Source organism: Elioraea sp. (assembly GCF_051860475.1).
In the GTDB taxonomy this organism is placed as follows: Bacteria; Pseudomonadota; Alphaproteobacteria; order Acetobacterales; family Acetobacteraceae; genus Elioraea.
Map to the genome: position 1 here is coordinate 1 of NZ_JBHYDW010000031.1, position 22,256 is coordinate 22,256.

At 71.5% G+C, this 22,256-nt stretch carries 24 protein-coding genes; 12 read left to right on the forward strand and 12 right to left on the reverse strand.

Annotated elements, in window-relative coordinates; all coding sequences use genetic code 11:
• A partial coding sequence (locus ACTIFU_RS08045) for a GntR family transcriptional regulator (RefSeq protein WP_439577787.1) occupies positions 1–312 on the reverse strand: 312 nt, incomplete at its 3' end.
• 229 nt (positions 313–541) lie between these two features.
• Between ACTIFU_RS08045 and ACTIFU_RS08050 the strand changes: the two genes are divergently transcribed.
• The 5 genes from ACTIFU_RS08050 to ACTIFU_RS08070 all read left to right on the forward strand — a co-directional run bounded on the left by ACTIFU_RS08050 (position 542) and on the right by ACTIFU_RS08070 (position 5,000).
• Positions 542–1,135 (forward strand): OsmC family protein, encoded by a 594-nt coding sequence (locus tag ACTIFU_RS08050; RefSeq protein WP_439577788.1) that lies wholly within the window; start codon positions 542–544, stop codon positions 1,133–1,135.
• A 54-nt stretch (positions 1,136–1,189) separates the two neighbouring features.
• Positions 1,190–2,425, forward strand: a complete 1,236-nt coding sequence (locus ACTIFU_RS08055) for a flavin-containing monooxygenase (RefSeq protein ID WP_439577789.1) — start codon at positions 1,190–1,192, stop codon at positions 2,423–2,425.
• A gap of 11 nt (positions 2,426–2,436) precedes the next feature.
• Positions 2,437–3,606: an NAD(P)/FAD-dependent oxidoreductase gene (locus ACTIFU_RS08060; protein ID WP_439577790.1), complete on the forward strand. Its 1,170-nt coding sequence runs from the start codon at positions 2,437–2,439 to the stop codon at positions 3,604–3,606.
• A complete protein-coding gene (locus tag ACTIFU_RS08065; RefSeq protein WP_439577791.1) occupies positions 3,606–4,040 on the forward strand; it encodes a MaoC family dehydratase in 435 nt (144 codons plus the stop codon). The genes ACTIFU_RS08060 and ACTIFU_RS08065 overlap by 1 nt, the downstream gene beginning before the upstream one ends.
• A 75-nt stretch (positions 4,041–4,115) precedes the next feature.
• A complete protein-coding gene (locus ACTIFU_RS08070; protein ID WP_439577792.1) occupies positions 4,116–5,000 on the forward strand; it encodes a 3-keto-5-aminohexanoate cleavage protein in 885 nt (294 codons plus the stop codon).
• Positions 5,001–5,004: 4 nt separating this feature from the next.
• Here the strand turns inward: ACTIFU_RS08070 and ACTIFU_RS08075 are convergent, their stop codons facing one another.
• Positions 5,005–5,604 (reverse strand): hypothetical protein, encoded by a 600-nt coding sequence (locus ACTIFU_RS08075; RefSeq protein WP_439577793.1) that lies wholly within the window; start codon positions 5,602–5,604, stop codon positions 5,005–5,007.
• Between the two features lie 39 nt (positions 5,605–5,643).
• Between ACTIFU_RS08075 and ACTIFU_RS08080 the strand changes: the two genes are divergently transcribed.
• Positions 5,644–6,297 carry a hypothetical protein gene (locus tag ACTIFU_RS08080; protein ID WP_439577794.1) on the forward strand — a complete coding sequence of 218 codons (654 nt, stop codon included), beginning with the start codon at positions 5,644–5,646 and terminating at the stop codon, positions 6,295–6,297.
• A 34-nt stretch (positions 6,298–6,331) separates the two neighbouring features.
• On the opposite strand, the gene aroC is transcribed toward ACTIFU_RS08080, so the two are convergent.
• From aroC to fabI, 3 genes are read right to left on the reverse strand one after another with little or no spacing between them, the layout of a single operon-like run.
• Complete coding sequence (gene aroC / locus ACTIFU_RS08085; protein ID WP_439577795.1) at positions 6,332–7,450, reverse strand: chorismate synthase; 1,119 nt, start codon at positions 7,448–7,450, stop codon at positions 6,332–6,334.
• Between the two features lie 34 nt (positions 7,451–7,484).
• Positions 7,485–8,360: an aminoglycoside phosphotransferase family protein gene (locus tag ACTIFU_RS08090; protein WP_439577796.1), complete on the reverse strand. Its 876-nt coding sequence runs from the start codon at positions 8,358–8,360 to the stop codon at positions 7,485–7,487.
• A 13-nt stretch (positions 8,361–8,373) separates the two neighbouring features.
• Positions 8,374–9,219, reverse strand: coding sequence for an enoyl-ACP reductase FabI (fabI, locus tag ACTIFU_RS08095; RefSeq protein ID WP_439577797.1), 846 nt, complete (start codon positions 9,217–9,219; stop codon positions 8,374–8,376).
• 156 nt (positions 9,220–9,375) lie between these two features.
• Between fabI and pdxH the strand changes: the two genes are divergently transcribed.
• From pdxH to ACTIFU_RS08110, 3 genes are read left to right on the forward strand one after another with little or no spacing between them, the layout of a single operon-like run.
• Positions 9,376–9,924 carry a pyridoxamine 5'-phosphate oxidase gene (gene pdxH, locus ACTIFU_RS08100; protein ID WP_439577820.1) on the forward strand — a complete coding sequence of 183 codons (549 nt, stop codon included), beginning with the start codon at positions 9,376–9,378 and terminating at the stop codon, positions 9,922–9,924.
• Positions 9,921–11,393: an AAA family ATPase gene (locus tag ACTIFU_RS08105; RefSeq protein ID WP_439577798.1), complete on the forward strand. Its 1,473-nt coding sequence runs from the start codon at positions 9,921–9,923 to the stop codon at positions 11,391–11,393. The genes pdxH and ACTIFU_RS08105 overlap by 4 nt, the downstream gene beginning before the upstream one ends.
• Positions 11,394–11,453: 60 nt before the next feature.
• Positions 11,454–12,329 (forward strand): universal stress protein, encoded by an 876-nt coding sequence (locus ACTIFU_RS08110; protein ID WP_439577799.1) that lies wholly within the window; start codon positions 11,454–11,456, stop codon positions 12,327–12,329.
• 6 nt (positions 12,330–12,335) lie between these two features.
• On the opposite strand, the gene ACTIFU_RS08115 is transcribed toward ACTIFU_RS08110, so the two are convergent.
• From ACTIFU_RS08115 to ACTIFU_RS08145, 7 genes are all read right to left on the reverse strand, one after another.
• Positions 12,336–13,517 carry an acetate/propionate family kinase gene (locus ACTIFU_RS08115; RefSeq protein ID WP_439577800.1) on the reverse strand — a complete coding sequence of 394 codons (1,182 nt, stop codon included), beginning with the start codon at positions 13,515–13,517 and terminating at the stop codon, positions 12,336–12,338.
• Positions 13,514–14,932, reverse strand: coding sequence for a bifunctional enoyl-CoA hydratase/phosphate acetyltransferase (locus tag ACTIFU_RS08120; protein ID WP_439577801.1), 1,419 nt, complete (start codon positions 14,930–14,932; stop codon positions 13,514–13,516). The genes ACTIFU_RS08115 and ACTIFU_RS08120 overlap by 4 nt, the downstream gene beginning before the upstream one ends.
• A gap of 13 nt (positions 14,933–14,945) precedes the next feature.
• Positions 14,946–15,824 carry a transporter substrate-binding domain-containing protein gene (locus tag ACTIFU_RS08125; protein WP_439577802.1) on the reverse strand — a complete coding sequence of 293 codons (879 nt, stop codon included), beginning with the start codon at positions 15,822–15,824 and terminating at the stop codon, positions 14,946–14,948.
• A gap of 234 nt (positions 15,825–16,058) precedes the next feature.
• Positions 16,059–16,247 carry a hypothetical protein gene (locus ACTIFU_RS08130; protein WP_439577803.1) on the reverse strand — a complete coding sequence of 63 codons (189 nt, stop codon included), beginning with the start codon at positions 16,245–16,247 and terminating at the stop codon, positions 16,059–16,061.
• 152 nt (positions 16,248–16,399) lie between these two features.
• Positions 16,400–17,068: a DsbA family oxidoreductase gene (locus tag ACTIFU_RS08135; protein ID WP_439577804.1), complete on the reverse strand. Its 669-nt coding sequence runs from the start codon at positions 17,066–17,068 to the stop codon at positions 16,400–16,402.
• Positions 17,065–18,252: a M20 aminoacylase family protein gene (locus ACTIFU_RS08140; RefSeq protein WP_439577805.1), complete on the reverse strand. Its 1,188-nt coding sequence runs from the start codon at positions 18,250–18,252 to the stop codon at positions 17,065–17,067. Before ACTIFU_RS08140 ends, ACTIFU_RS08135 begins: the two co-directional genes overlap by 4 nt.
• A gap of 48 nt (positions 18,253–18,300) precedes the next feature.
• The gene (locus tag ACTIFU_RS08145) at positions 18,301–20,001 is read right to left on the reverse strand and encodes a dihydroxy-acid dehydratase (protein WP_439577806.1); all 1,701 of its coding nucleotides are present in this window, start codon (positions 19,999–20,001) and stop codon (positions 18,301–18,303) included.
• Between the two features lie 183 nt (positions 20,002–20,184).
• On the opposite strand from ACTIFU_RS08145, the gene rplM reads away from it, so the two are divergent.
• From rplM to argC, 3 genes are all read left to right on the forward strand, one after another.
• Positions 20,185–20,649: a 50S ribosomal protein L13 gene (gene rplM, locus ACTIFU_RS08150; RefSeq protein ID WP_439577821.1), complete on the forward strand. Its 465-nt coding sequence runs from the start codon at positions 20,185–20,187 to the stop codon at positions 20,647–20,649.
• A gap of 2 nt (positions 20,650–20,651) precedes the next feature.
• Positions 20,652–21,152 (forward strand): 30S ribosomal protein S9, encoded by a 501-nt coding sequence (rpsI, locus tag ACTIFU_RS08155; protein WP_439577807.1) that lies wholly within the window; start codon positions 20,652–20,654, stop codon positions 21,150–21,152.
• A 122-nt stretch (positions 21,153–21,274) separates the two neighbouring features.
• Positions 21,275–22,213 (forward strand): N-acetyl-gamma-glutamyl-phosphate reductase, encoded by a 939-nt coding sequence (gene argC / locus ACTIFU_RS08160; RefSeq protein WP_439577808.1) that lies wholly within the window; start codon positions 21,275–21,277, stop codon positions 22,211–22,213.
• The last annotated feature ends 43 nt before the right edge of the window (positions 22,214–22,256 follow it).

The following is a 22,256-nucleotide window of genomic DNA, read 5'->3' on the forward strand; positions in this document are numbered from 1 at the left end:
CGGCGGCGCAGGGAGGGGGATGCGCCGTGCCGCCTCAGCGTGCAGCAGCTCGCGCACCTCGGTGATCTCCTCCACCTCCGCGGGCGTGAAAGAGCGAACTTGCGCGCCGCGGTTGCGGTGATGCACCGCCAGTCCCTCGCGGGCGAGGGTCTGCAAGGCCGCGCGCACGGCGTGGCGGGTCGCGCCGAACCGGGCGACAAGGTCGTCCTCCACCAGCCGCTCGCGCGGCAGCAGCCGCCCGAACAGGATGTCCTCGGTGATCCGCCCGACCAGCCCCGAGGCGGGCTCGGCCGGACGTCGCGGCTTCGTCATGAGGCCAGCCTAGCGCAGCGCCGGTCCGGCTCCCAAGGCGCAGATTCCAGCGCTTCTCAAGACCTCCGCAAGGTCCTCTCCAAGTCTCGCGGCCGAGCCGCGACTAGGGTCAGCGCCACGTTCCGACGCCGCACCGGCTGCCCAGCCGATGCGCCCGGCGGGGCGGACATCCAACCGAAACCCGCCGGCCGCAGAGACGCTGCGCCGGGCCGCAAGGAGACCGACACCCATGAACGCAACGACCCAGGCCGCCGAGGCGCCCGCCAAGAAGACCCCCGTGCCGATGAACGGCGTCAACACCCCCGCGCTCTTCGCGACGATCGGTGTGGTCGCAGACCAGCCGGCGCTTGCGAAGTTCCAGTTCCGTGCCAACGGCAAGTGGCTGAACGGCACGCACATGCAGACCACGATGAACGGCTTCTCCGGTGCCGGCGGCGAGCACGAGCGTCCGAAGGCGCATGTCGCGGACGCGGACCACCCGGCGGTGCTGGTGGGCGAGGACCACGGGCCCACCCCGGTCGAGTGGCTGCTGCACGGCATTGCCGCATGCCTCACCGCCGGGATCGCCAACATCGCCGCGGCCCGCGGCGTGAAGCTCGCCTCGGTCGAGTCCTCGGTGGAAGGCGACATCGACCTTCGCGGCATCCTCGGGCTGTCCAACGAGGTGCGCAACGGGTTCAGCGGCATCCGCGTGAACTTCAAGATCGCGGGCGACGCCTCCCCGGAGAAGCTCGCCGAGATCGTCGCGCAGTCGAAGGCGCGCTCGGCCGTGTTCGACGTGCTGACCAACGGCACCCCGGTCGCTATCTCGGTCGAGGCCTGACGACGCGGGCCGGCGGCTCCGGCCGCCGGCCTCCTTCGGTTCCGGGAGGACACGATGCGCCAGACAGACGTGATCGTCATCGGCGGCGGCCAGGCCGGGTTGGCGATGAGCCATCACCTGAGCGCAGGCGGCATCGACCACGCCGTGCTGGAGCGCGCACGTGTCGGCGAACGCTGGCGCAGCGCCTGGGACTCGCTCCGGCTGCTGACGCCGACGCGGCTGAACGCGCTCCCGGGTGCACCCGATCCGGGCAGCGACCCGGACGGGTTCGTGACGACCGCCGAGCTGATCGGTCATCTCGAGGCCTACGCCCGCGCGATCGGCGCCCCGGTCGAGACCGGGATCGAGGTGCGGCGTGTCGAGCGCATCGGTGGGCGCTTCCGGATCACGACCGATAGCGGCGCGTGGAGCGCGCGCGCCGTGGTGGTCGCGACCGGTCACTGCGACCAGCCCTTCGTGCCGCCGGTGGCGGCGCGGCTCGCGCCGGCGATCCGGCAGATCACCCCGCGCGACTACCGCAACCCGGCGGAGCTGCCTGAGGGCGGCGTCCTGGTGGTCGGTGCCTCCGCCTCCGGGGCGCAGCTCGCCGAGGAGATCCATCGCTCCGGCCGGCCCGTCACCCTGGCGGTTGGGCGGCACTCGCGCCTGCCGCGACGCTACCGCGGCGCCGACGTCCTGGTGTGGATGGACCGCGCCGGCATGCTGACCGAGCTGGCGATCGCCTCGCCGAGCCTGGCGCGTGCGCGCACCCAGCCCTCGCTGCAGCTGATCGGCTCGCCCGAGCATCGCACGCTCGATCTCGGCGTGCTGCGCGACATGGGCGTGCGCCTGGTCGGGCGCCTGCTTGACATCGACGGCACCGCGCTCTCGTTCAGCGACGATCTCGCCCGTACCACTGCCGGGGCGCAGGCCACGCTCGAGCGGCTGCTCGCGCGCATCGATCCGGTCGCGGATGCGCACGGCGCGCCGGCCGAGCCCCGGCCAGCACCGCTCGCGCCCTTCGCGCGCTCGCCGGAGGCGCTCGACCTTGCCTCGGACGGCATTCGCACCGTGCTCTGGGCGACCGGATACCGGCGCAGCTACCCGTGGCTGAGGGTGCCGGTGCTCGATGACGCCGGTGAGATCGTGCACGCGGGCGGCGTGACGCCTGCCCCCGGCCTCTTCGTGCTCGGGCTGCGGTTCCTGCGCCGGCGCAACTCGAACTTCCTCGGTGGGGTCGGCGCGGACGCCGACGCGCTCGCCGCCGAGATCCGCACGCATCTCGCCATGTCCGACCGCATCGCCGCCTGAGGAGAACGATCATGCGCATATCGACCGCCTATGACGCCGTGGTGGTGGGAGCCCGCTGCGCGGGCGCCGCGACCGCGATGCTGCTTGCGCGCCGCGGCATGCGCGTCCTCGTGCTCGACCGCGGCCAGTACGGTACCGATACGCTCTCCACGCACGCGCTGATGCGTGGCGGGGTGCTGCAGCTCGCTCGCTGGGGCGTGCTGCCGGCCCTGGTCAAGCGCGGCACACCACCGGTGCGTACCACGACGTTCCACTACGGCGAGGAGGCGATCGAGGTGGCCATCAAGCCGGGCAGCGGGATCGATGCGCTGTACGCGCCGCGCCGCACGCTGCTCGACTCCGTTCTGGTGGACACGGCGCGCGAGGCCGGGGTGGAGGTGCGCTACGGGATGACGCTCGCCGATCTGCGCCACGACGGCGAAGGGCGTGTGATCGGCGCGGTCGCGCTGGACGCCGAGGGGCGGCTGAACGAATTCTCGACCGGCCTGGTGATCGGCGCCGACGGCATCGGCTCGGCGGTCGCCCGGCTCGCGCGGGCGGAGGTCACGGATCAGGCGCAGCATGCGAGTGCCACGGTGTTCGGCTATTTCGCCGGCATCCCCGACACCGGCTATCACTGGCACTACAGCGAAGGCGCGAGCGTGGGCCGCATCCCGACCAATGGCGGGCGCACCTGCGTGTTCGTCTCGGTCTCGCCGGCGCGGTACCGCGCGCGGATCCTGAAGGATCGCGAAGCGGGGTTCCACGCCGTGCTGCGCGAGGTCTCGCCGGCACTGGCCCGACAGGTCGTCACCGCGCCGCTCGACGGATCGCTGCTCGCGTTTGCCGGACGGCGCGGCTTCCTGCGCCAGGCACACGGCCCGGGCTGGGCTCTGGTCGGCGATGCGGGCTACTTCAAGGATCCCATCACGGCGCATGGCATCACCGATGCGCTGCGCGACGCCGAGCTGCTGGCCGATGCGGCCGTGCAGGGGACGCGATCCGCCTTCGCCCGCTACCAGGCGACGCGTGATGCGCTCTCGCGCCCGCTGCTGGACGTCACCGACGCGATCGCCGCCTATGACTGGGACCTCCAGCAGGTGAAGTCATTGCACAAGGTGCTGAGTCAGGCGATGAAACGCGAGGTCGAGTACATGCTCGCCCGCGACGCCGGGCTGGCGGCAACGCAGGAGGCCGCGTGATGACTGGTCCCTGGTCCGGCACGGTGAAGGGACGTCCGGAGCTCGGCGCGGTGGCCGAGCGCAGCCGCGCGACTTCGATGCGCGACGTCGAGATGTTCTCGGCCATGACCGGTGACATGAACCCGCTGCACTACGACGCTGGATTGGCGGAACACTCGCCGTTCGGCGGGCTGATCGTGCAGGGCGGCGTCACCTCGGGCCTGCTGAACGCCGTGGTCGCGGAAGACCTGCCCGGCCCCGGCACGGTGTTCCTCGGCGTCGAGTGGCGCTTCGTGAAGGCCGTGCTGGTCGGCGAGACGATCACGGCGCGCGTCGAGGTGACCGCTGTGCGTGACGACAAGCCGATCTGCACCCTCATGACCTCCGTGCGCAACGGCAAGGACGAGGTCTGCCTGACCGGCACCGCCGTCACCTATACCGTGCCGCTGCGCTGATCCGGCCTGCCCCGCTCGACATTCCGCGCTGCCTGGCCGAGGCTCGGGCGGAACCGATCGAGGAGAGGGAGCGGGATGCGCCAGAAAGTGATGATCACCTGCGCGGTCACGGGCGGGGCGGACACGGCACCGAAATATCCGAACGTGCCGGTGACGCCGGAGCAGATCGCGCGCGCGGCGATCGATGCGTGCTCGGCCGGGGCGGCGATCGCGCACATCCACGTCCGCAACCCCGAAACCGGCAAGCCGTCCGGCGAACTCGCGCTCTACCGCGAGGTGGTGGACCGCATCCGCGATTCGGGCTCGCCGGTGATCGTCAATCTGACCACCGGGTTCGGCGGACGGTTCGTTCCCGGCTCGCCCGATCCGCGCACGCCGGGGCCGGGCACGACGCTGCGCTCGCCGGAGGAGCGCGTGGCGCATGTCGTCGCGCTGAAGCCCGAGATCTGCACGCTCGACGTCGCCACCATGGCGTTCGGCGAGACGGCGTTCCTGAACCTGCCGGTGCACCTCCGGGCGATGGCGCAGGCGATTCGCGAGGCGGGCACCAAGCCGGAGCTCGAATGCTTCGATCTCGGCCATGCGCGGCTCGCGCTGCGGCTGGTCGAGGAGGGGCTGATCGACGCGCCGCCGCTGTTCCAGCTCTGCCTCGGCATTGCCTGGGGTGCGCCGGCGACCACCGAGGCCATGGCGGCGATCGCGGCGATGCTGCCGAACGACGCGCACTGGGCGGCGTTCGGCATCAGCCGGACGCAGATGCCGATGGTCGCGCAAACGGTGCTGCTCGGCGGGCACGTGCGCGTCGGGATCGAGGACAACCTCTACATCGAGAAGGGCGTGCTGGCGCGCGACAACGCCCAACTGGTCGAGCGGGCGGTGCAGATCATCCGCCTCATGGGTGTCGAGCCGATGACGCCCGACGAAGCGCGCGCGATGCTGAAGCTGCGCGGCACCCGGTAGCTGCTCAGACCTGGCTCAGTACCGCCGGGGCGAGCGCGGCATCCTTGGCGAACGGGTGGGCGGGATTGCGGTAGCGCAGCTCGCCTCCCCGCGCGCTGACGGGCTCGGGCTGGCAGAGCAGCTCGAAGCGGCTGGCGCAGGTGACCGCAATGACAGGCTTCGCCTCGGGGGCGGTGAGGAAGTTGCGCGTTGCACCCTCGATCTCCAGCCGCTCGCGCAATGTGCGCCACTCGGTCGCGTCGGTATCCTCGACGAACACCGCGAGGATGCCGGGTCGCGTGCCGGAGAGCCTTGCGGGGAGTTCCGCGAGGCGCCGTTGCAGTACAGCGGCGACCTCGTTCGGCCGGCCGGCGCGCGCGGCCATGACGAACATGGAGCTGTCCGCCGCTGCAACGGCGAAATGCGCCTCCTCGCCGAACTGTGCCCGCAGCCGCGCTGTCAGGACCGCCTGTCCGGCCTCGGCCTGGGCGATCAGCAGCGGGTCGAGCCGCAGCACCGCGGTCTCGCTGTGGTCGGCCTTGCGCTCGCCCTCCAGCAAGGCGGCAATCCTGGCCTGAACCTCGGCGAGGTTGCGCGTGGAGTCGAGACCCTCGGGCAGTGTCATCTTCAGGAGATACCGCCCGGGATGCGCGGCGAGCCATGATTGCAGCTCTGGGTTGATCCGGTCGACCAGCGCGAACCAGTCGCCGCGATGGACCCAACGACCTTCATCAGCCGAGATGACCGCGCAGACGATCTCAGCGCTGCGCCCGTCCCGCTCGATCCGGAGATCCTGTGTTGTGTCCTCCTCAAGACCAGTGAAGTGCACGGCGAAACCGCGTGCGCGGTTCAACGCTGCCGTCCGCAGGAGATGGAAGACCGGAACGAGCGTTGCATCCCCCGTGAGGGCAGCGGCGATGCGCTCGGAGAGCCGCGTCCGTCCCACCGGCGTCAGCGCGTCGTGTACCGTGACGGTCTCTGCTGCCAGTGCGGCAATCGTCCGTTCGGCCGCGGTGAGACGCGGCGGGACAGCTTTCGCAAGGCGGCTGATGGCGAGTTCTATCGCATGACGGTCACGCACCACACGTCCGGCAATGCGCTGGGCGGAGATTCCGGCTTCGATCCCCTCGATGCGGCGGCGCCAGGTCGTACGACCGACCAGGTCGATGAACCGCCGCGTGGCACGTTCGGCCTCGCGGGACGATTGCCGCTCATCGTCACCCGTTGCGCTCATCTCAACTCCTCGGACTCTGTCCAAGGCCAGCGTGGCGCGGACGACGCGGTCGTCGACAGTCAAAGCGGCGTGACGCCAGGATAAGTCGCGATCCGCTTTGCAATCTGCAACGACGCGCTCAGGGGCGGGGCAGGATCGGCGCGTCCGGTGCGTCGGGGGTCTGGGCGCGCCGGCGCAGCAGCTGGTCGGCGAGCACGCAGGCCATCATCGCCTCGCCCACCGGCACGGCGCGGATGCCGACACAGGGGTCGTGCCGGCCGCGCGTCGTGACATCGACCTCGTTGCCGTGCAGATCCACCGCGGGCACGGGTGCGAGGATGGAACTCGTGGGCTTCACCGCGAAGCGCACCACGATCGGCTGGCCGGTGCTGATGCCGCCGAGAATCCCGCCGGCGTTGTTCGAGCCGAACACCACGTGGCGCCGGCCGTCAGGGCCACCGGCCATCCGGAAGGCGTCGGCGTTCTCCTCGCCCGAGAGGGCCGCGGCGGCGAAGCCCGCACCGATCTCCACGGCCTTCACCGCGTTGATGCCCATCATCGCGCTCGCGAGTTCCGCATCGAGCTTGCCGTACACCGGCTCGCCGAGCCCGGGCGGCACGCCCTCGGCGACCACCTCGATGACCGCGCCGACGGAACTGCCGCGCTTGCGCACCTCCATGAGGTGGCCTTCCCAGGACTGGGCGGCCTGGCGGTCGGGGCAGAAGAACGGGTTGTCGTCCACCGCCGCCCAGTCCCAGTGCGCGCGGTCGATCGCCCACGGGCCGATCTGCACCAGCGCGCCGCGGATCGTCACCGTCTCGCCCAGCACCCTGCGCGCGATCGCGCCTGCAGCGACCCGCAGCGCGGTCTCCCGCGCCGAAGCACGCCCGCCGCCGCGATAGTCGCGGATGCCGTATTTCAGCCAGTAGGTCAGGTCGGCATGGCCGGGCCGGAAGCGGTCCTTGATCTCGCCATAGTCCTTCGAGCGCTGGTCGAGGTTCTCGATCAGCAGCGCGATCGGATGCCCGGTGGTCATCCCCTCGAACACGCCCGAGAGGATGCGCACCTGGTCGGGCTCCTGGCGCTGGGTGGTGAACTTCGACTGACCGGGCCGGCGACGATCGAGCCAGGGCTGGATGTCGGATTCGGCGAGCGGGATGCGCGGCGGGCAGCCGTCCACCACGCAACCGATCGCGGGGCCGTGGCTCTCGCCGAAGGTGGTGAAGCGGAAGAGGCGGCCGAAGGTGTTGTGGGACATGGTCGGCGGTTCCTATCGCTTCGATGCGCGGTCGTCACGCGTCGGCCAGAACCCTCGCCAGCGCGCGGCTTGCTGCTTCGACCTGCCGCGCATCAGTGCCCGGCAGCCCAGCCAGCACGATCAGCGCCTTCCACAGCACCCAGCCGCGTGCCCGCGCCAATGTCCCCTCGTCCGGCGCGAGGGAGTTGAGAAAGGCGCTCGCCGCTTGCCGGTCAAGGAACGTCCAGGCGATGGCAAGATCGCAGGCTGGATCGCCAACGGCGAGGTTCCCGAAATCGAGCAGGGCTGAGAGACGACCATTGCGGATCAGAACATTGCCGGCGCTGAGATCGCCATGCACCCAGACGGGCTGTCCGGTCCACTCCGCGGCGAGTGCGCCGTCCCAGGCTCTCATGGCGGTTGCGCGATCGATCGTGTTGCCGAGCCGTTCGAGTGCCAGGCGCGTTTCGGAATCGTAGGCGGCGAGCGCGCCGCCGCGGTGGAAGTTGTGCGCACCGGGCAGCGGCCCACCGGTTGTATCGGCATGCCAAAGCGCGCGCAGCACAGCGGCGAGGTCGGCGGCGAAGCTAGGCAGATCGGGAATCGCCGCGTCGCTCGCCGTTTCCCCTTCGATCCACGCGAAGACGGACCACGGCCAAGGGTAGTACGCCGTTGGCTGGCCCTTGGCGACCGGGCGGGGGATGGAGACCGGCAGGGCCGGGGCCAGCGCCGGCAGCCAGCGCTGCTCCTTCTCCACTTGGGGGACATAGCGGTCGGCGCTCGGAAGACGCACGGCCATCTCGGCGCCAAGACGGAACGTGCGGTTGCACCATCCTCCGGGCTCAACCGGCGTGACGATAAGGTTAGCCCAGTGCGGGAACTGCGCGGCGACGAGGCGGCGCGCCAGGGCCGCGTCGATTGGCGTCGACACCGCGGACCACCGCTCAGACCGTCGAGATATCCGGCGCGTCCACCGCCTTCATGCCGACGATGTGGTAGCCGCAGTCGACGTGGTGCACCTCGCCGGTGACACCCGATGCGAGGTCCGACAGCAGGTACACCCCCGCCCCGCCCACGTCCTCGATCGTGACGTTGCGCTTCAGCGGCGCGTTGTACTGGTTCCACTTCAGGATGTAGCGGAAGTCGCCGATCCCGGACGCCGCCAGCGTCTTGATCGGCCCCGCGCTGATCGCGTTCACCCGGATGCCCTGACCGCCCAGATCGGCGGCGAGATAGCGTACCGACGCCTCCAGCGCCGCCTTGGCGACACCCATGACATTGTAGTGCGGCGTCACGCGCTCGGCGCCGAGATAGGTGAGCGTCAGCAGGCTGCCGCCCGGACGCATCAGCGGCACCGCGCGCCGGCAGATCGCGGTGAAGGAATAGCAGGAGATGTCCAGGCTTTTCAGGAAGTTGTCCCGTGTCGTGTCGAGATATCGGCCCTTCAGCTGATCCTTGTCCGACCAGGCGATCGCGTGGACCACGAAGTCGAGCCCGCCCCACTCCTTCGCCAGCACCATGAACACGGCGTCGACCGAGTCCTCCTCGGTCACGTCACAGGGTAGCACCAGGGAACTCCCGACCGATGCGGCAAGCGGCCCGACGCGCTTCTGAAGCGCCTCGCCCTGGTAGGTGAAGGCGATCTCCGCCCCCTGCGCCGCGCAGGCGGCCGCAATGCCCCAGGCGATCGAGCGGTCATTCGCCACCCCCATCACCAGGCCGCGCCGCCCCTGCATCAGCGTTCCGGAAGGCGCCGTCGTGCGGGCCGTCACGGCATCGTTCATCGCCATCCTGCCATCCTGCCTCTGCCCGCCTTGGTGGCACGCGGCACGCCGGCGGGGCAAGAGGGTCTGGACAGGGGCCGTCCGCCGCGCACATTCCCTGCGCAGCAACGGAGAGCGGATGTGGCGGAGCCCGAAGACCCGATCGCCCGGTTCGAGTCCTGGATGGCAGAGGCAGCAAAGACCGAGCCGAACGACCCGAACGCGGTCTGCCTCGCCACCGCCACGCCCGACGGCCGGCCCTCCGCACGGATGGTGCTGCTGAAGGGGGCCGATGCGCGGGGCTTCGTCTTCTACACGAACCTGGAGAGCCGCAAGGGCGGCGAACTCGCCGCGAACCCGCACGCGGCGCTGTGCTTCCACTGGAAGGGGATGGGCCGCAGCGTGCGGGTCGAGGGGCCGGTGGAGCCGGTCGAGGCAGCGGAAGCGGATGCCTACTACGCCTCGCGGTCGCGCGGCTCGCGCATCGGCGCCTGGGCATCGAAGCAGTCGCGCCCGCTGGAGGGGCGCTGGGCGCTGGAGAAGGCGGTCGCCGAGTACACGCTAAAATTCGGCCTCGGCGAGATTCCGCGTCCACCCTTCTGGTCCGGCTTCCGCGTGCTGCCGCGCCGCATCGAGTTCTGGCGCAACATGCCGTTCCGCCTGCACGAGCGGGTGGTGTTCCAGCGTGACGACGACGCGGCCGCCTGGCGGACCGAACTGCTCTATCCGTGACGGCGGCGGACGGTCAGGCGGAGATCGTCGGCTTCCTGACGCGGCTGGCGGGCAGGGCGCCGGTGGAGACGCATATCAGCCGGGTGTTCGTCGGCGCCGACACGGTGTGGAAGCTCCGCAAGCCCGTGCGCCTGTCGTTCCTCGACTTCTCGACGCTCGCTGCGCGCGAGCACTACAGCCGCCGTGAGCTGGCACTGAACGCCCCCCACGCGCCGGGCCTCTACCGCGACGTCGTGCCGGTGGCGCGTGCGGCCGACGGCACGCTCTCTCTCGGCGGCAATGGCGAGGTGGTCGACTGGGTGGTGCGGATGGCACCGGTGCCAGAAACCGACTTTCTCGACCGGGTCGCCGCGCGCGGCGGTCTGACGCCGGTGCTGCTGGACGCGCTCGGTGACGCGGTCGCGGCGATGCACGCGGCCCTGCCGGCGGCGCCTGGGTTCGACGTGGCGGCGGCGATGGCGCAGGTGATCGCCGGCAATGCCCGCGCGGCCGAGGAGGCCGGGCTGCCGCGGGAGGCGGTCGGCGTGTGGCGCATGGTGGCCGAGGCGCGTCGCGCCGCGCTCGCGCCCTGGCTCGCAGAGCGGGCGGGTGCCGGCTTCGTGCGCCGCGCCCATGGCGATCTGCATCTCGGCAATCTCTGTCTCTGGCACGGGCGGCCGGTGCCGTTCGACGCGCTGGAGTTCGACGAGGACCTCGCCACCATCGATCTCGGCTACGATCTCGCCTTCCTGCTGATGGACCTCGAGGCCCGCGCGGACCGGGCGGCGGCGAACCGTGTGCTGAATCGCTACGTCGCGCGCACCGGCGATGTCGCGCTGACGCGCGGGCTGCCGCTCTGGCTCTCCTGCCGGGCGATGGTGCGCGCGCATGTGCTGGCGCGGCTGGAACAGGCGGACGCGACACGCTACCTGCGGTTCGCCCAGGCCACGCTCGATCCGCCGCCGCCGCGTCTCGTGGCGATCGGCGGGCTCCAGGGGACCGGCAAGACGACGCTCGCGCGCGCCCTTGCCCCCAGGCTCGGTGCGGCGCCGGGCGCGCTGATCCTGCGCTCGGACGAGATCCGCAAGCGCCTTGCTGGCGTCGCGCCGGAGGCTGGCCTGCGGCCCGACTCGTACACGCGCGCGGCGAGCGACGCAGTCTATGCCGCGCTGGAGGACGGGCTCGCCGCCGCGCTCGGCGCCGGTCATGCGGCGATTGCCGATGCGGCCTTCCTCGATCCGGCGGAACGGACCCGGGTGGAGGCGATCGCCCACCGTGCGGGCGTGCCATTCCTCGGGCTCTGGCTCGAAGCGCCGCTTGCCGTGCTGGAGGCCCGGCTTGCCGCGCGGCAGGGTGACGCCTCCGACGCCAACATCGTCGTGCTGCGCCAGGCGGCGGCGCACGACCCCGGGCCGATCGCCTGGACCCGGCTCGACGCCTCGGACTCCGAGGTGAGCGATCACGCGCGATCCTTGATCGCGAACCCGTGATGCGTCCCCGCGTGGCGTGCTAGGGTTCGCTCCGGAGAGACGAACCACAGGGGAAGGCACATGCCGTACCGCAAGCTGCTGTTGCCCGTGATCGGCACCGAGGCCGGCGAGGCGGCCCTCGCCACGGCCTTCCTGGCCGCACGGATCTGGAAGGCGCATGTCCACGGCCTGCATGTCCGGATCGATCCGCGCGACGTCGCCCCGCTCGCGGGCGAGGGGCTGTCGGGCGCGATGATCGAGGAGATGATGAGCGCGACCGAGCGCGAGAGTGCGGAGCGCGCCCAGGGCGTGCAGGCGATGTTCGCGCGCTACGTCGAGGAGCACGGGATACCGATCGTCACCGACCCGGTGGCGGCGTTCACCGCGGGTTCGGTGACGGCCAGCTTCGGCTCGGTGGTCGGGCGCGAGGAGGACGTGGTCGCCCAGCAGGCACGACTGTCGGACTTCGTCGTGCTCGCGCACCCGGAGGCGGGTGACGACGTCTCGACCTCGGACGCGTTGCACGCGGTGCTGTTCGATTCCGGCCGTCCGGTGATGGTGGCCGCCCGCGCCGCGCCGGAGCATCTCGGCCGGCGGGTCTGCATCGGCTGGAACGGCACCGCCGAGTCGGCGGCCGCGGTGGCCGGAGGCCTGCCCTGGGTCGAGCGCGCCGAGGCGGTGCGGGTGCTGCACGCCGAGGAGTATCAGCGCCGCGGCCCGGACGTCACCGGGCTGATCGACTATCTCGCCTGGCACGGCGTGAAGGCCGAGACCAAGCAGTTCAAGCCGACCGGCAACTCCGTCGGCGCCGGGATGCTCGCCGCCGCCAAGGAGTTCGAGGCTGACCTGCTGATCATGGGCGCCTACAGCCACAGCCGCCTGCGTCAGCTTATCCTCGGCGGCGTGACGCGCCACGTGCTCGAACACGCGGACCTGACCCTGCTGATGAGCCGGTGAGGCGGCTCAGCGCAACAGCAGCCGCAACGTCTCGATCGCGATCATGCGCTCCTCGTCGGTGGGGAGGCGCAGCACCTGCACGCGGCTTCCGGGCGCGGAGATCACCGTCTCGCCGCGCGCGTTCGCCTGGTCGTCGAGCGCGATGCCGAGCCAGTCCATCCCCGTGCACACGGCCGCGCGCACGGCCGCGCTGTTCTCGCCGATCCCGGCGGTGAAGACGAGGCCGTCCAACCCGCCAAGCGCGGCCGCGAGCGCGCCCAACTCCTTGCGGATGCGATAGACGAAGTAGCCGATCGCCTCCGTCGCCTCGGCCGTGCGCGCCTGCTCGAGCGCGCGCATGTCGCTCGACAGGCCGGAGAGGCCCTTGAGCCCGCTGTCGTGGTAGAGCAGCCGCGTCAGCGCGGCCGCGTCGTAGCCTTCCGTGGTCAGCAGGTGCAGCAGCACGCCCGGGTCGATCTGGCCCGACCGCGTGCCCATCGGAAGGCCGTCCAGCGCCGTGAAGCCCATCGTCGAGTCGATCGAGCGCCCGTCGCGGATCGCGCACATCGAGGCGCCGTTGCCGAGATGCGCCACCACCACGCGCCCGCCGGCGAGCGCGGGCGCGACCGCGGCGAGCCGCATCGCGATATAGGCGTAGGAGAGGCCGTGGAATCCGTAACGCCGGATGCCGCGCTGATAGAACGCGCGCGGCAGCGCGAAGGTGTCGGCGACACGCGGATGGCCGCGGTGGAACGCGGTGTCGAAGCACGCCACCTGCATCACGCCGGGATGCAGATCGGCCATGGCATCGATGCCGGCGAGGTTGTGCGGCTGATGCAGCGGCGCGAGCGGCGTCAGCGCCGCGAGCTCGGCCCGGATCGCCGGATCGATCACGACCGGGGCGGCAAGCGCCGCACCGCCATGCACGACGCGATGCCCGACCGCAACGATCCGCCGCTGCCCGGCGGCGCGCGCGACCGCCGCGCCGATCGCCGCCAGCGCCGCGCGGTGGTCGCGCGGGCCCTCGCCCTGCGGCCAGGCCTCGTCCGCGACCGTCGCTCCGGCGGCGTCGCGCAGGTGCAGGCGCGGCGCGAGCCCGATCGCCTCGATCTGGCCGGACAGCAGCGAGGCGAGCGCGTCGTCGGCCGCGAACAGCTCCACCTTGACCGAGGACGAGCCCGCGTTGACGACCAGGATCGCGTCGGTCACGCCGCGACGTCCGCGGCCGGCACCGCCGACACCCCCGTCGTCTGCCAGTGCCGGTAGAGCACCGCGAGCGCGGCCGAGGCGAGCCGCGCGCGCACGTCGTCGGCCCGGCTGGTCAGCATCACCGGAACCGCGGCGCCGAGGACCAGACCCGCCGCGTCCGCCTGTGCGACGAAGGTCAGGTTCTTCGCCAGCATGTTGCCGGCTTCGAGATTCGGCACGACCAGGATCTCGGCCCGTCCCGCCACCAGCGAGGTGATGCCCTTGGTGCGCGCAGCGTCGAGATCGATCGCGTTGTCCATCGCCAGCGGACCGTCGACGAGCCCGCCCGTGATCTGGCCCCGGTCGGCCATCTTCGACAGCACGGCAGCATCGATCGAGGAGGGGATCGACGGGTTCACCGTCTCGACCGCGCTCATCACCGCGACCTTCGGCTTGACGATGCCGATCGCGCGGGCGAGGTCGATCGCGTTCTGGGTGATGTCCGCCTTGGTCATCAGGTCGGGCAGGATGTTGATCGCCGCATCGGTGACGATCAGCAGGTGATCGAGCACCGGCGCATCCAGCACGAAGGCATGGCTGACGCGGCGCTTGGTGCGCAGCCCGCCCTCGCGCTTGACGATCTCGGCGAGCAGCTCGTCCGAATGCAGCGCACCTTTCATCACCGCCTGCGCACGGTCCTCGTGCACCAGCGCCACCGCGCGCTCGGCCGAGGCATGGCTGTGCGGGGTCTCGACGATCTCGATCCCGGCGAGATCGAGACCCGCCTCGGCGGCGGCGGCCTCGATGCGCGCGCGGGGGCCAACCAGGACCGGCACGATCAGCCGCGCCTTCGCCGCCTCGATCGCGCCGGCGAGGCTCTGGCCGTCGCACGGATGCGCGATCGCGGTCGGCAGCGGCGCGAGCGGCGCGCAGGCGGCGATCAGGGCGTCGAACTTGGCGCGCCGGTGCAGCGCAAGGCGCGGCAGGCCGGCATCCTCCAGCGTGACGCGGCGCGTCGGCGCGGCGACCTCGGCCTCGGCCTCTGCCACGACCTCGCCGCGCTGGTTCACCGCGCGCCCGCCGAACACGATGACGGAGTCGGCCAGCTTGAGCTTCGCCGTCACCGTCGTCGTCAGCGTGTCGCCGATCCGGGCGAGGGTGAGGAATCGTACGGTCTGGCTGCGGTAGCGCGTGCCTGGGCCGGGCAGGCGGTTGCCGAGCACCGAGGAGAACAGCGCGGCGATCCACATGCCGGGGGCGACGGCCTGCTCATCGTCACCCTTGCCCTGCCGGCCCGGCAGATGGATCGGATTGAGATTGCCCGAGGCGTGCGCGAACAGCACGAGATCATCGGCGGTCAGCACCCGCGTCTCGGCCGCGCTGTCGCCGACCGCGATCTCGTCGTAGGTGCGGTTGACGGCCCTGAGCGGGGTCACGCGGCGCGCTCCGTCAGTCGGGCAGGGCGTTCAGCAGGGTCATCGCGACGAAGGCATCGCCCGGCCGGCGGCCGGGGAAGTGCCGCTCGGCCATCGCGATCAGCCGCCCGGAGCGGGCGAGCTCGGCGATCGTGCGGTCGGCGAGCACGCGCAGCGCGCGCGCGCCCGGCCGCACACCGATCGCGTAGCTCTCCAGCGTCAGCGTCTGGTCGGCGATCGCGAGCGCGTCCGGGTCGGCGGCCTGGGCGCGCAGCGCGACCAGGATCTCGAGGTCGGCCGTGTAGGCGTCGGTCAGCCCCGCCGTCAGCGCGGCGAGCCCGTCCTGATGCGTCGCCGCCTCGACGACCTGGGCGTTCAGCGACCCACTGGCGATGTAGTCGCGCAGCGCACGCTCGGTGGTGGTGCCGGCGAGCACGCCGATGCGCTGCGGCGGCTGCGCCGGCAGGCCGAGACCGCCGCCGCCGAGCGGCGGAACCGCGATCGGGCTCGGGCCGATGCGGATCATCAGCCCCGCGCCGGTCACGAAGGTCGGCAGGGAGAAATCCACCTGGTCGGCTCGGTCGAGGGTGCGCGAGGTCGCCTCGCAGAGCAGGTCGATCTTCCCTTCGGCCAGCAGGGTGAGCCGGTTGCCGGCATCGACGGCGACGTAGTCCGGCCGGATCGGCCGTCCGGCCTTGGCGGCGGCCGCCTCGACCACAGCGCGGCAGAGATCGACGCTGTAGCCCTCGTAGCGGCCCGCCTCGACAGAGGCCGAGAAGGGCGGCGCGTCCGCCCGCACGCCAAGCCGGAGCGTGCCGCGCGCGGCCGCCTCGTCCAGCGCGTCGGCCAGCGTCGGGGCGGCGGGCAGGGCGAGGGCCAGGGCGGCGATCGCTAGGCTGCGGGACAAGCGCATGAGGACGATCCTGGGTGATGGGGCGGCGCGAGAGTGCCGTCGCCGCGGGTGCGGGCGCAAGCGCGGTCAGACGACGGCGCGGGCGGCGAGCGAGTCGGACGCCGCCAAGGCGTGCGCCTTGATCGGACAGGTGCCGGGTGTGGTTGTGGCGCCGCTCCGCCGCCCAGATCGCTCCGGACTGCGCGGCGTCCCGAACGCGCAGCAGCAGGTGGGGTGCTCCCGCCCGCCGTCGCCTCAGCCGTTGACCGGCGCGCGGCGGCCGATCCAATGGATTGCCACGCTATCGCCGGGCCCGCCGTCGGGCACGTCGAGGCCAGGGCCGCCGATCAGCATGTCGCCGCCGGGGACGATCGTGTCGTCGAGGGCGACGCCGAACACGGCGAGTACCCCCGTGCTTGCGTTGACGCTGGCGGTGCTGGCCATGGTCCTGCTCGGCCATGGGCGACCCACGCCCGCGAGGAGTCCCGGCGTTCCCGACCGTCCGCGTCGTTGCGGCGGAACATTGGACGGATCGGTCGTCGACCTATTCCAGGTGCAATGGCATCGCGTTTCCAACACTAGCGCATCGCCTGCCATCAGCCCGCGGCGGCGATGGCCGGATGCCGCGCGGCGGAGGTGAGCGCGTCGGCGATGGTCTCGGCCGGCTGCGCGCCGCTGAACAGCAGGTGCCGGTTCAGCACGAAGCTCGGCACGCCGGTGATGCCGGCGCGGCTGGCCGACGCCGCCTGCGCGCGCACTTCCGCCACCGCTTCGTTGGAGCGCAGCCGCGCGAGCGTGGCGTTGCGGTCCATGCCGCACGCGCCGCCGATCCCGGCGAGCACCGCGAGGTCACCAATGTCATGGCCCTCGTTGAAGTAGGCGCGGAAGATCGCCTCGACCACTTCGCGCTGGCGGCCTTCTTCCGCGGCGAAGCGCACGAGCCTGTGCGGGTTCGTCGTGTTGGGGGTGCGCAGCATCAGGTCGTGGCGGAACTCGAGCCCGCTCTCGGCGCCGGCGGCGGCCACCTGCGCGTCGAGCTCGCGCGACCGTTCCAGGCTGCCGAACTTCGCCGCGCGGTAGCTGGCCCGTTCCACGCCCTCCTCCGGCATGTCGGGGTTGAGCATGAACGGGAAATACGAGACCTCGAAGGCGAGATCAGGCTGATGCTCGGCGAGAATGGCGAGTGCCTGGTCGAGCCGGCGCTTGCCGATCCAGCACCAGGGGCAGATCGCGTCCGAGACGACGGTGAGGTGGAGCGTGCTCATGACAACGTCCTCCCGTCGGCGAGCAGACGTTCCGCAAGGGTCGCGAACCACGAGGCGCCGATCGGCAGCGCGTCGTCGTTGAAGTCGAACTTCGGATGATGCACGGCCGGATCGTCGTCGGTGCGCGCGGTGCCGAGCATCAGATAGGCGCCTGGCTTCTTCTCGAGCATGAAGGCGAAGTCCTCGCCGCCCATGGTCGGACGAGGCAGTTCGGCGACGCGCGCCTCGCCCTGCACCGCGATCGCCGCCTCGCGCGCGAGCGCGGTGGACTCCGGCTCGTTCACCGTCGCCGGGTAGGCGCGGTTGAACTTCGCGTCCACCCGCGCGCCGAAGGCGCGGGCGATGCCCTCGGCCGTTTCGATCACGCGGCGCTCGATCAGATCCCCGGCCTCCTTCGTGAACCAGCGCGCGGTGCCGCGCAGGCGCACGACCTCGGGGATGACGTTGTGCGCCTCGCCCCCTTCGAGCCAGGTGATCGACACCACGCCGGCGTCGGTGGGCTCCAGGTTGCGCGCCACGATCCCCTGCATCGCGGTGATGATGTGCGCGCCGACCAGCACCGGGTCGATGCCGAGATTGGGCATCGCGCCATGCGCGCCCTTGCCGGTGATGGTGATGTCGATGCCGCTGACCGCCGCCATCACCGGGCCGTTGCGCCACAGGAACGCCCCGAACGGCGCGCGCGGCCAGTTGTGCAGGCCGAACACGCGATCGGCGGGGAAGCGCTCGAACAGCCCCTCCTGGATCATGATGTTCGCGCCGCCGTGCATCTCCTCGGCCGGCTGGAAGATCAGATAGACCGTGCCGGCGAAGTTGCGCGTCTCGGCCAGATACTTCGCCGCGCCGAGCAGCATGGTCGTGTGCCCGTCATGGCCGCAGGCATGCATCACGCCGGGGTTGGAGGAGGCGTAAGCCGCGCCCGTGTCCTCCGTGATCGGCAGCGCATCCATGTCGGCGCGCAGCCCGATCGCCCCCGTGCCCGGCCGGCTGCCGCGCAGCACGCCGACCACGCCGGTCTTGGCGATGCCGGTATGGATCTCGTCGACGCCGAATTCCTTCAGCTTCTCCGCGACCACGCGGCCGGTGCGGACCTCCTGCAACGCGAGCTCGGGGTGGGCGTGGAAGTCGCGCCGCCAGGCGGTCATCTCGTCGTGGAAGGCGGCGATCCGGTTGTGGACGGGCATCTCTGAATCTCCTTGTCAGGGCAGATGTGTGCCCGCCCGGCCGAGGGGTCAACGCAGGAAGGCGAAATCCACCCCTTCATCCGCCTGTAGCACCTCGCGCTGCCACAGCAGGTCCCAGCCGCGCGCGGCCGGGGGAGGGGGCGTCCAGGCGGCGCGGCGGGCGGCCAGCGTCGCCTCGTCCACCAGCAGGTCGAGCCGGCGTTCCTTCACCGAGAGGCGGATGCGGTCGCCCGACTGCACCAGCGCGAGCGGGCCGCCCTCGGCCGCCTCGGGGGCGATGTGCAGCACGATCGTGCCGTAGGCGGTGCCGGACATGCGCGCGTCGCTCATGCGGATCATGTCCTTCACCCCGGCGGCCGCGAGTTTCTTCGGGATCGGCAGGTAGCCGGCCTCGGGCATGCCGTAGCCGCCCTTGGGGCCGGCATTCTTCAGCACCAGGATGTCGGTCGGGGTGACGTCGAGGCCCGGATCGTCGATGCGCGCCGCCATGTCGGGCAGGTTCTCGAACACCACCGCGCGCGCCTCGGTCTCGAACAGGGAGGGGTCGGCGGCGGCACGCTTGAGGATCGCGCCGCGCGGGGCGAGCGACCCGAACAGCGCGACGAGCCCGCCGACCGGCGAGATCGGATTGCCGAGCGGGCGGATCACCGCCGGATCGGCGAAGCCGGCTTCGTCGCGTGCCAGCCGCTCGCCCAGCGTCTCGCCGGCGATGGTGGGCGTTTCGAGGTGCAGCAGCGGCTTCAGCCGGCGCAGCACCGCGCCCATCGCGCCGGCGGCGTGGAAGTCCTCCATGTAGCCCTGGCCGGTGGGCTTGAGATCGACCAGCACGGGGGTCTCGTCGGAGAGCGCGTTCAGCCGGTGCAGATCCAGCGCGAGCCCGGCGCGCCCGGCGATGGCGGCCAGATGCACGATCGCGTTGGTGGAGCCCGAGAGCGCCAGCAGCACCCGCAGCGCGTTCTCGATGCTCTCGGGCGTGACCAGCTCGCGCGGGCGGACTGGGTCCTTCGCGGTCGCGAGCTGCACCGCGAGCGCGCCCGACGCCTCGGCCGCGCGCATCCGGTCTGCGTGCACCGCTGGGATCGCCGCCGTGCCGGGCTGCAGGAAGCCCAGCGTCTCGGCGAGACAGGCCATGGTGGAGGCCGTGCCCATCACGCCGCAGGAGCCGGCCGTCGTGGCGAGATTGCCCTCGATCCGCTCGATCTGCGCCGCGTCCACCTCGCCGGCGCGGAACTTCGCCCAGAAGCGGCGGCAGTCGGTGCAGGCGGAGAGGCGCTCGCCCTCGAACCGCGTCGCCATCATCGGCCCGCCCACCACCATCACCGCCGGCACGTTGGCGCTGACCGCCGCCATGAGCTGGGCCGGCACGGTCTTGTCGCAGCCGCCGAGCAGCACCACCGCATCCAGCGGCTGGGCGCGCACCATCTCCTCGGTGTCGATCGCGGCGAGGTTGCGGTAGTACATCGAGCACGGGCTGAGCGAGGGCTCGCACACGCTGATGGTCGGGAACGGCAAGGGCAGTCCGCCGGCCGCCAGCACGCCGCGCTCGACCGCGCGGACGAGCTCCGGGAAGTGGCGGTGGCAGTTGTTCAGCCCCGAGCCGGTGTCGCAGATGCCGACGGTGGGGCGGGTGAGCGCCTCGCGGCTCCAGCCCATCGACAGCATGAAGGATCGGCGCAGGTAGAGCGCCATGTCCCGGTCGCCGTAGTTGGAGGTGTTGCGGGCCAGGCCCTTGGGCGCGTCGTCGCTCATGCGTCTCCCCTCGTTTTTCGTGTCGAGGCTAGGGCCGCTGCCGGCCGCCGGAAAGAGGGGTGACATGATACGGTATCGAGTTACCATACAACAAGAACCACGCTTCCCGCTTGACCTTCCGGCCGATGCACCGTATCAGGCCCGCCTCGCGCGGGGCGGTCCCGCCGGATGGTATCGGACATGATGAAGACCACACCCTCGCTGAAGCCGAGCCAGGTGCAGAAGACCTGGTGGCTGATCGACGCCGACGGGCTGGTGCTCGGCCGCCTCGCCTCGCTGATCGCGATGCGGCTGCGCGGCAAGCACAAGCCCACCTTCACCCCGCATGTCGATTGCGGCGACCATGTCGTCGTCGTGAACGCCGAGAAGGTGCGGCTGACCGGCAACAAGGCCCAGGACAAGGTGTTCTACTGGCACACCGGCTATCCGGGCGGGATCAAGGAGCGCACGATCGCCCAGCGTCTCGGCTCCAAGCACCCCGAGCGGGTCATCGAGAAGGCGGTGGAGCGCATGATCACGCGCGGCCCGCTCGGCCGGGAGCAGATGCGCAACCTTCACGTCTATGCCGGCACGGCCCATCCGCATGAGGGCCAGTCGCCGAAGCCGCTCGATGTCGCGGCGATGAACCGCAAGAACAAGGTGGCGTGACCATGAGTGGAGAAGCGGGTCGCGAGACCGTCCGTTCGCTGGCCGACCTCAAGGATCTCGGGGTCGCCGGCGCCGTCGCCGCCGAGGCGCCGAAGCGCGAGCCCAAGCGCGATGCGCAGGGCCGCGCCTACGCCACCGGTCGCCGCAAGGACGCGGTGGCGCGGGTGTGGGTGAAGCCCGGCAGCGGCAAGTACGAGATCAACGGCCGCACGGCCGAGCAGTACTTTGCCCGGCCCGTGCTGCGCATGCTGATCGCTCAGCCCTTCCTGGTCGCCGATCGTTACAACCAGTTCGATGTCTACTGCACGGTCGTCGGCGGCGGGCTCTCCGGCCAGGCCGGCGCGGTGCGGCACGGCATCAGCCGCGCGCTGGTCAACTACGAGCCCGATCTGCGGCGGATCCTGAAGTCGGCCGGGTTCCTCACGCGCGATCCGCGCGTGGTGGAGCGCAAGAAGTACGGCCGCGCCAAGGCCCGACGCAGCTTCCAGTTCTCGAAGCGCTGAGGCGCCGCGCCCGGACACGACACTGCAACAGAGACATGCAGGATGGGGGCGGGCCGCAAGGTCCGCCCCTCTTGCATTCCGGGGCATCCCGCCCCGACAGTTGGGTCACCAAGGAGGACGCCATGGACCCGATCCGCGTGTTCATCGACGGCGAGGCCGGCACGACCGGGCTTCAGATCCGCGAGCGGATCGCCGGGCGACGCGAGATCGCGCTGATCCAGGTCGATCCCGCCCGACGCAAGGACCCGCACGCGCGCGCGGAGGCGATGGCGGCGGCGGATGTCGCCGTGCTGTGCCTGCCCGATGATGCCGCGCGCGAGGCGGTGGCCCTCGCCGCCGGGCTGCCGAACGGCGGGCCTCGCATCCTCGATGCCTCGACCGCGCATCGCGTCGCTGAGGGCTGGGCGTACGGCTTTCCAGAACTGGCCCCGGAGCAGCCGGCGCTGATCCGCGCGGCGAAGCGGGTTGCCAATCCAGGCTGCTATCCGACCGGTGCGATCGCGTTGGTCCGCCCGCTGGTCGATGCCGGGCTGCTGCCGTCCGACCATCCGGTGACGATCAACGCCGTCTCCGGCTATTCCGGCGGCGGACGGTCGATGATCGAGGCCTACGAGGCGGGCACCGCGCCCGCCTTCGAGCTCTATGCGCTCACGCTCGAGCACAAGCATCTGCCCGAGACGGTGCGCTACACCGGGCTCACGCGCCGGCCGATCTTCGTGCCCTCGGTCGGCAATTTCCGGCAGGGCATGCTGGTGAGCGTGCCGCTGCATCTCGACACGCTGCCCGGTGCGCCGAAGGCGGCGGATCTCGAGGCCGCGCTGGTCGCGCGCTACGCCGGGTGCGAGTACGTGACGGTGGTTCCGGCGCAGGGCGCGAAGCAGCTCGAACCGCAGGCGCTGAACGACACCAACACGCTGGAACTCCGCGTGTTCGCCAACGAGGCTCGCCGGCACGCGGTGCTGGTGGCGCGGCTCGACAATCTCGGCAAGGGCGCGTCGGGCGCGGCGGTGCAGAACATCGAGGTGATGTTTGGGCTGAGCGCGGCCAGGAAGGCGGCGTAGCTCCGCGGGGCCGGGCCCGGCCCCGCGGCGCCGTCCCGCAGGT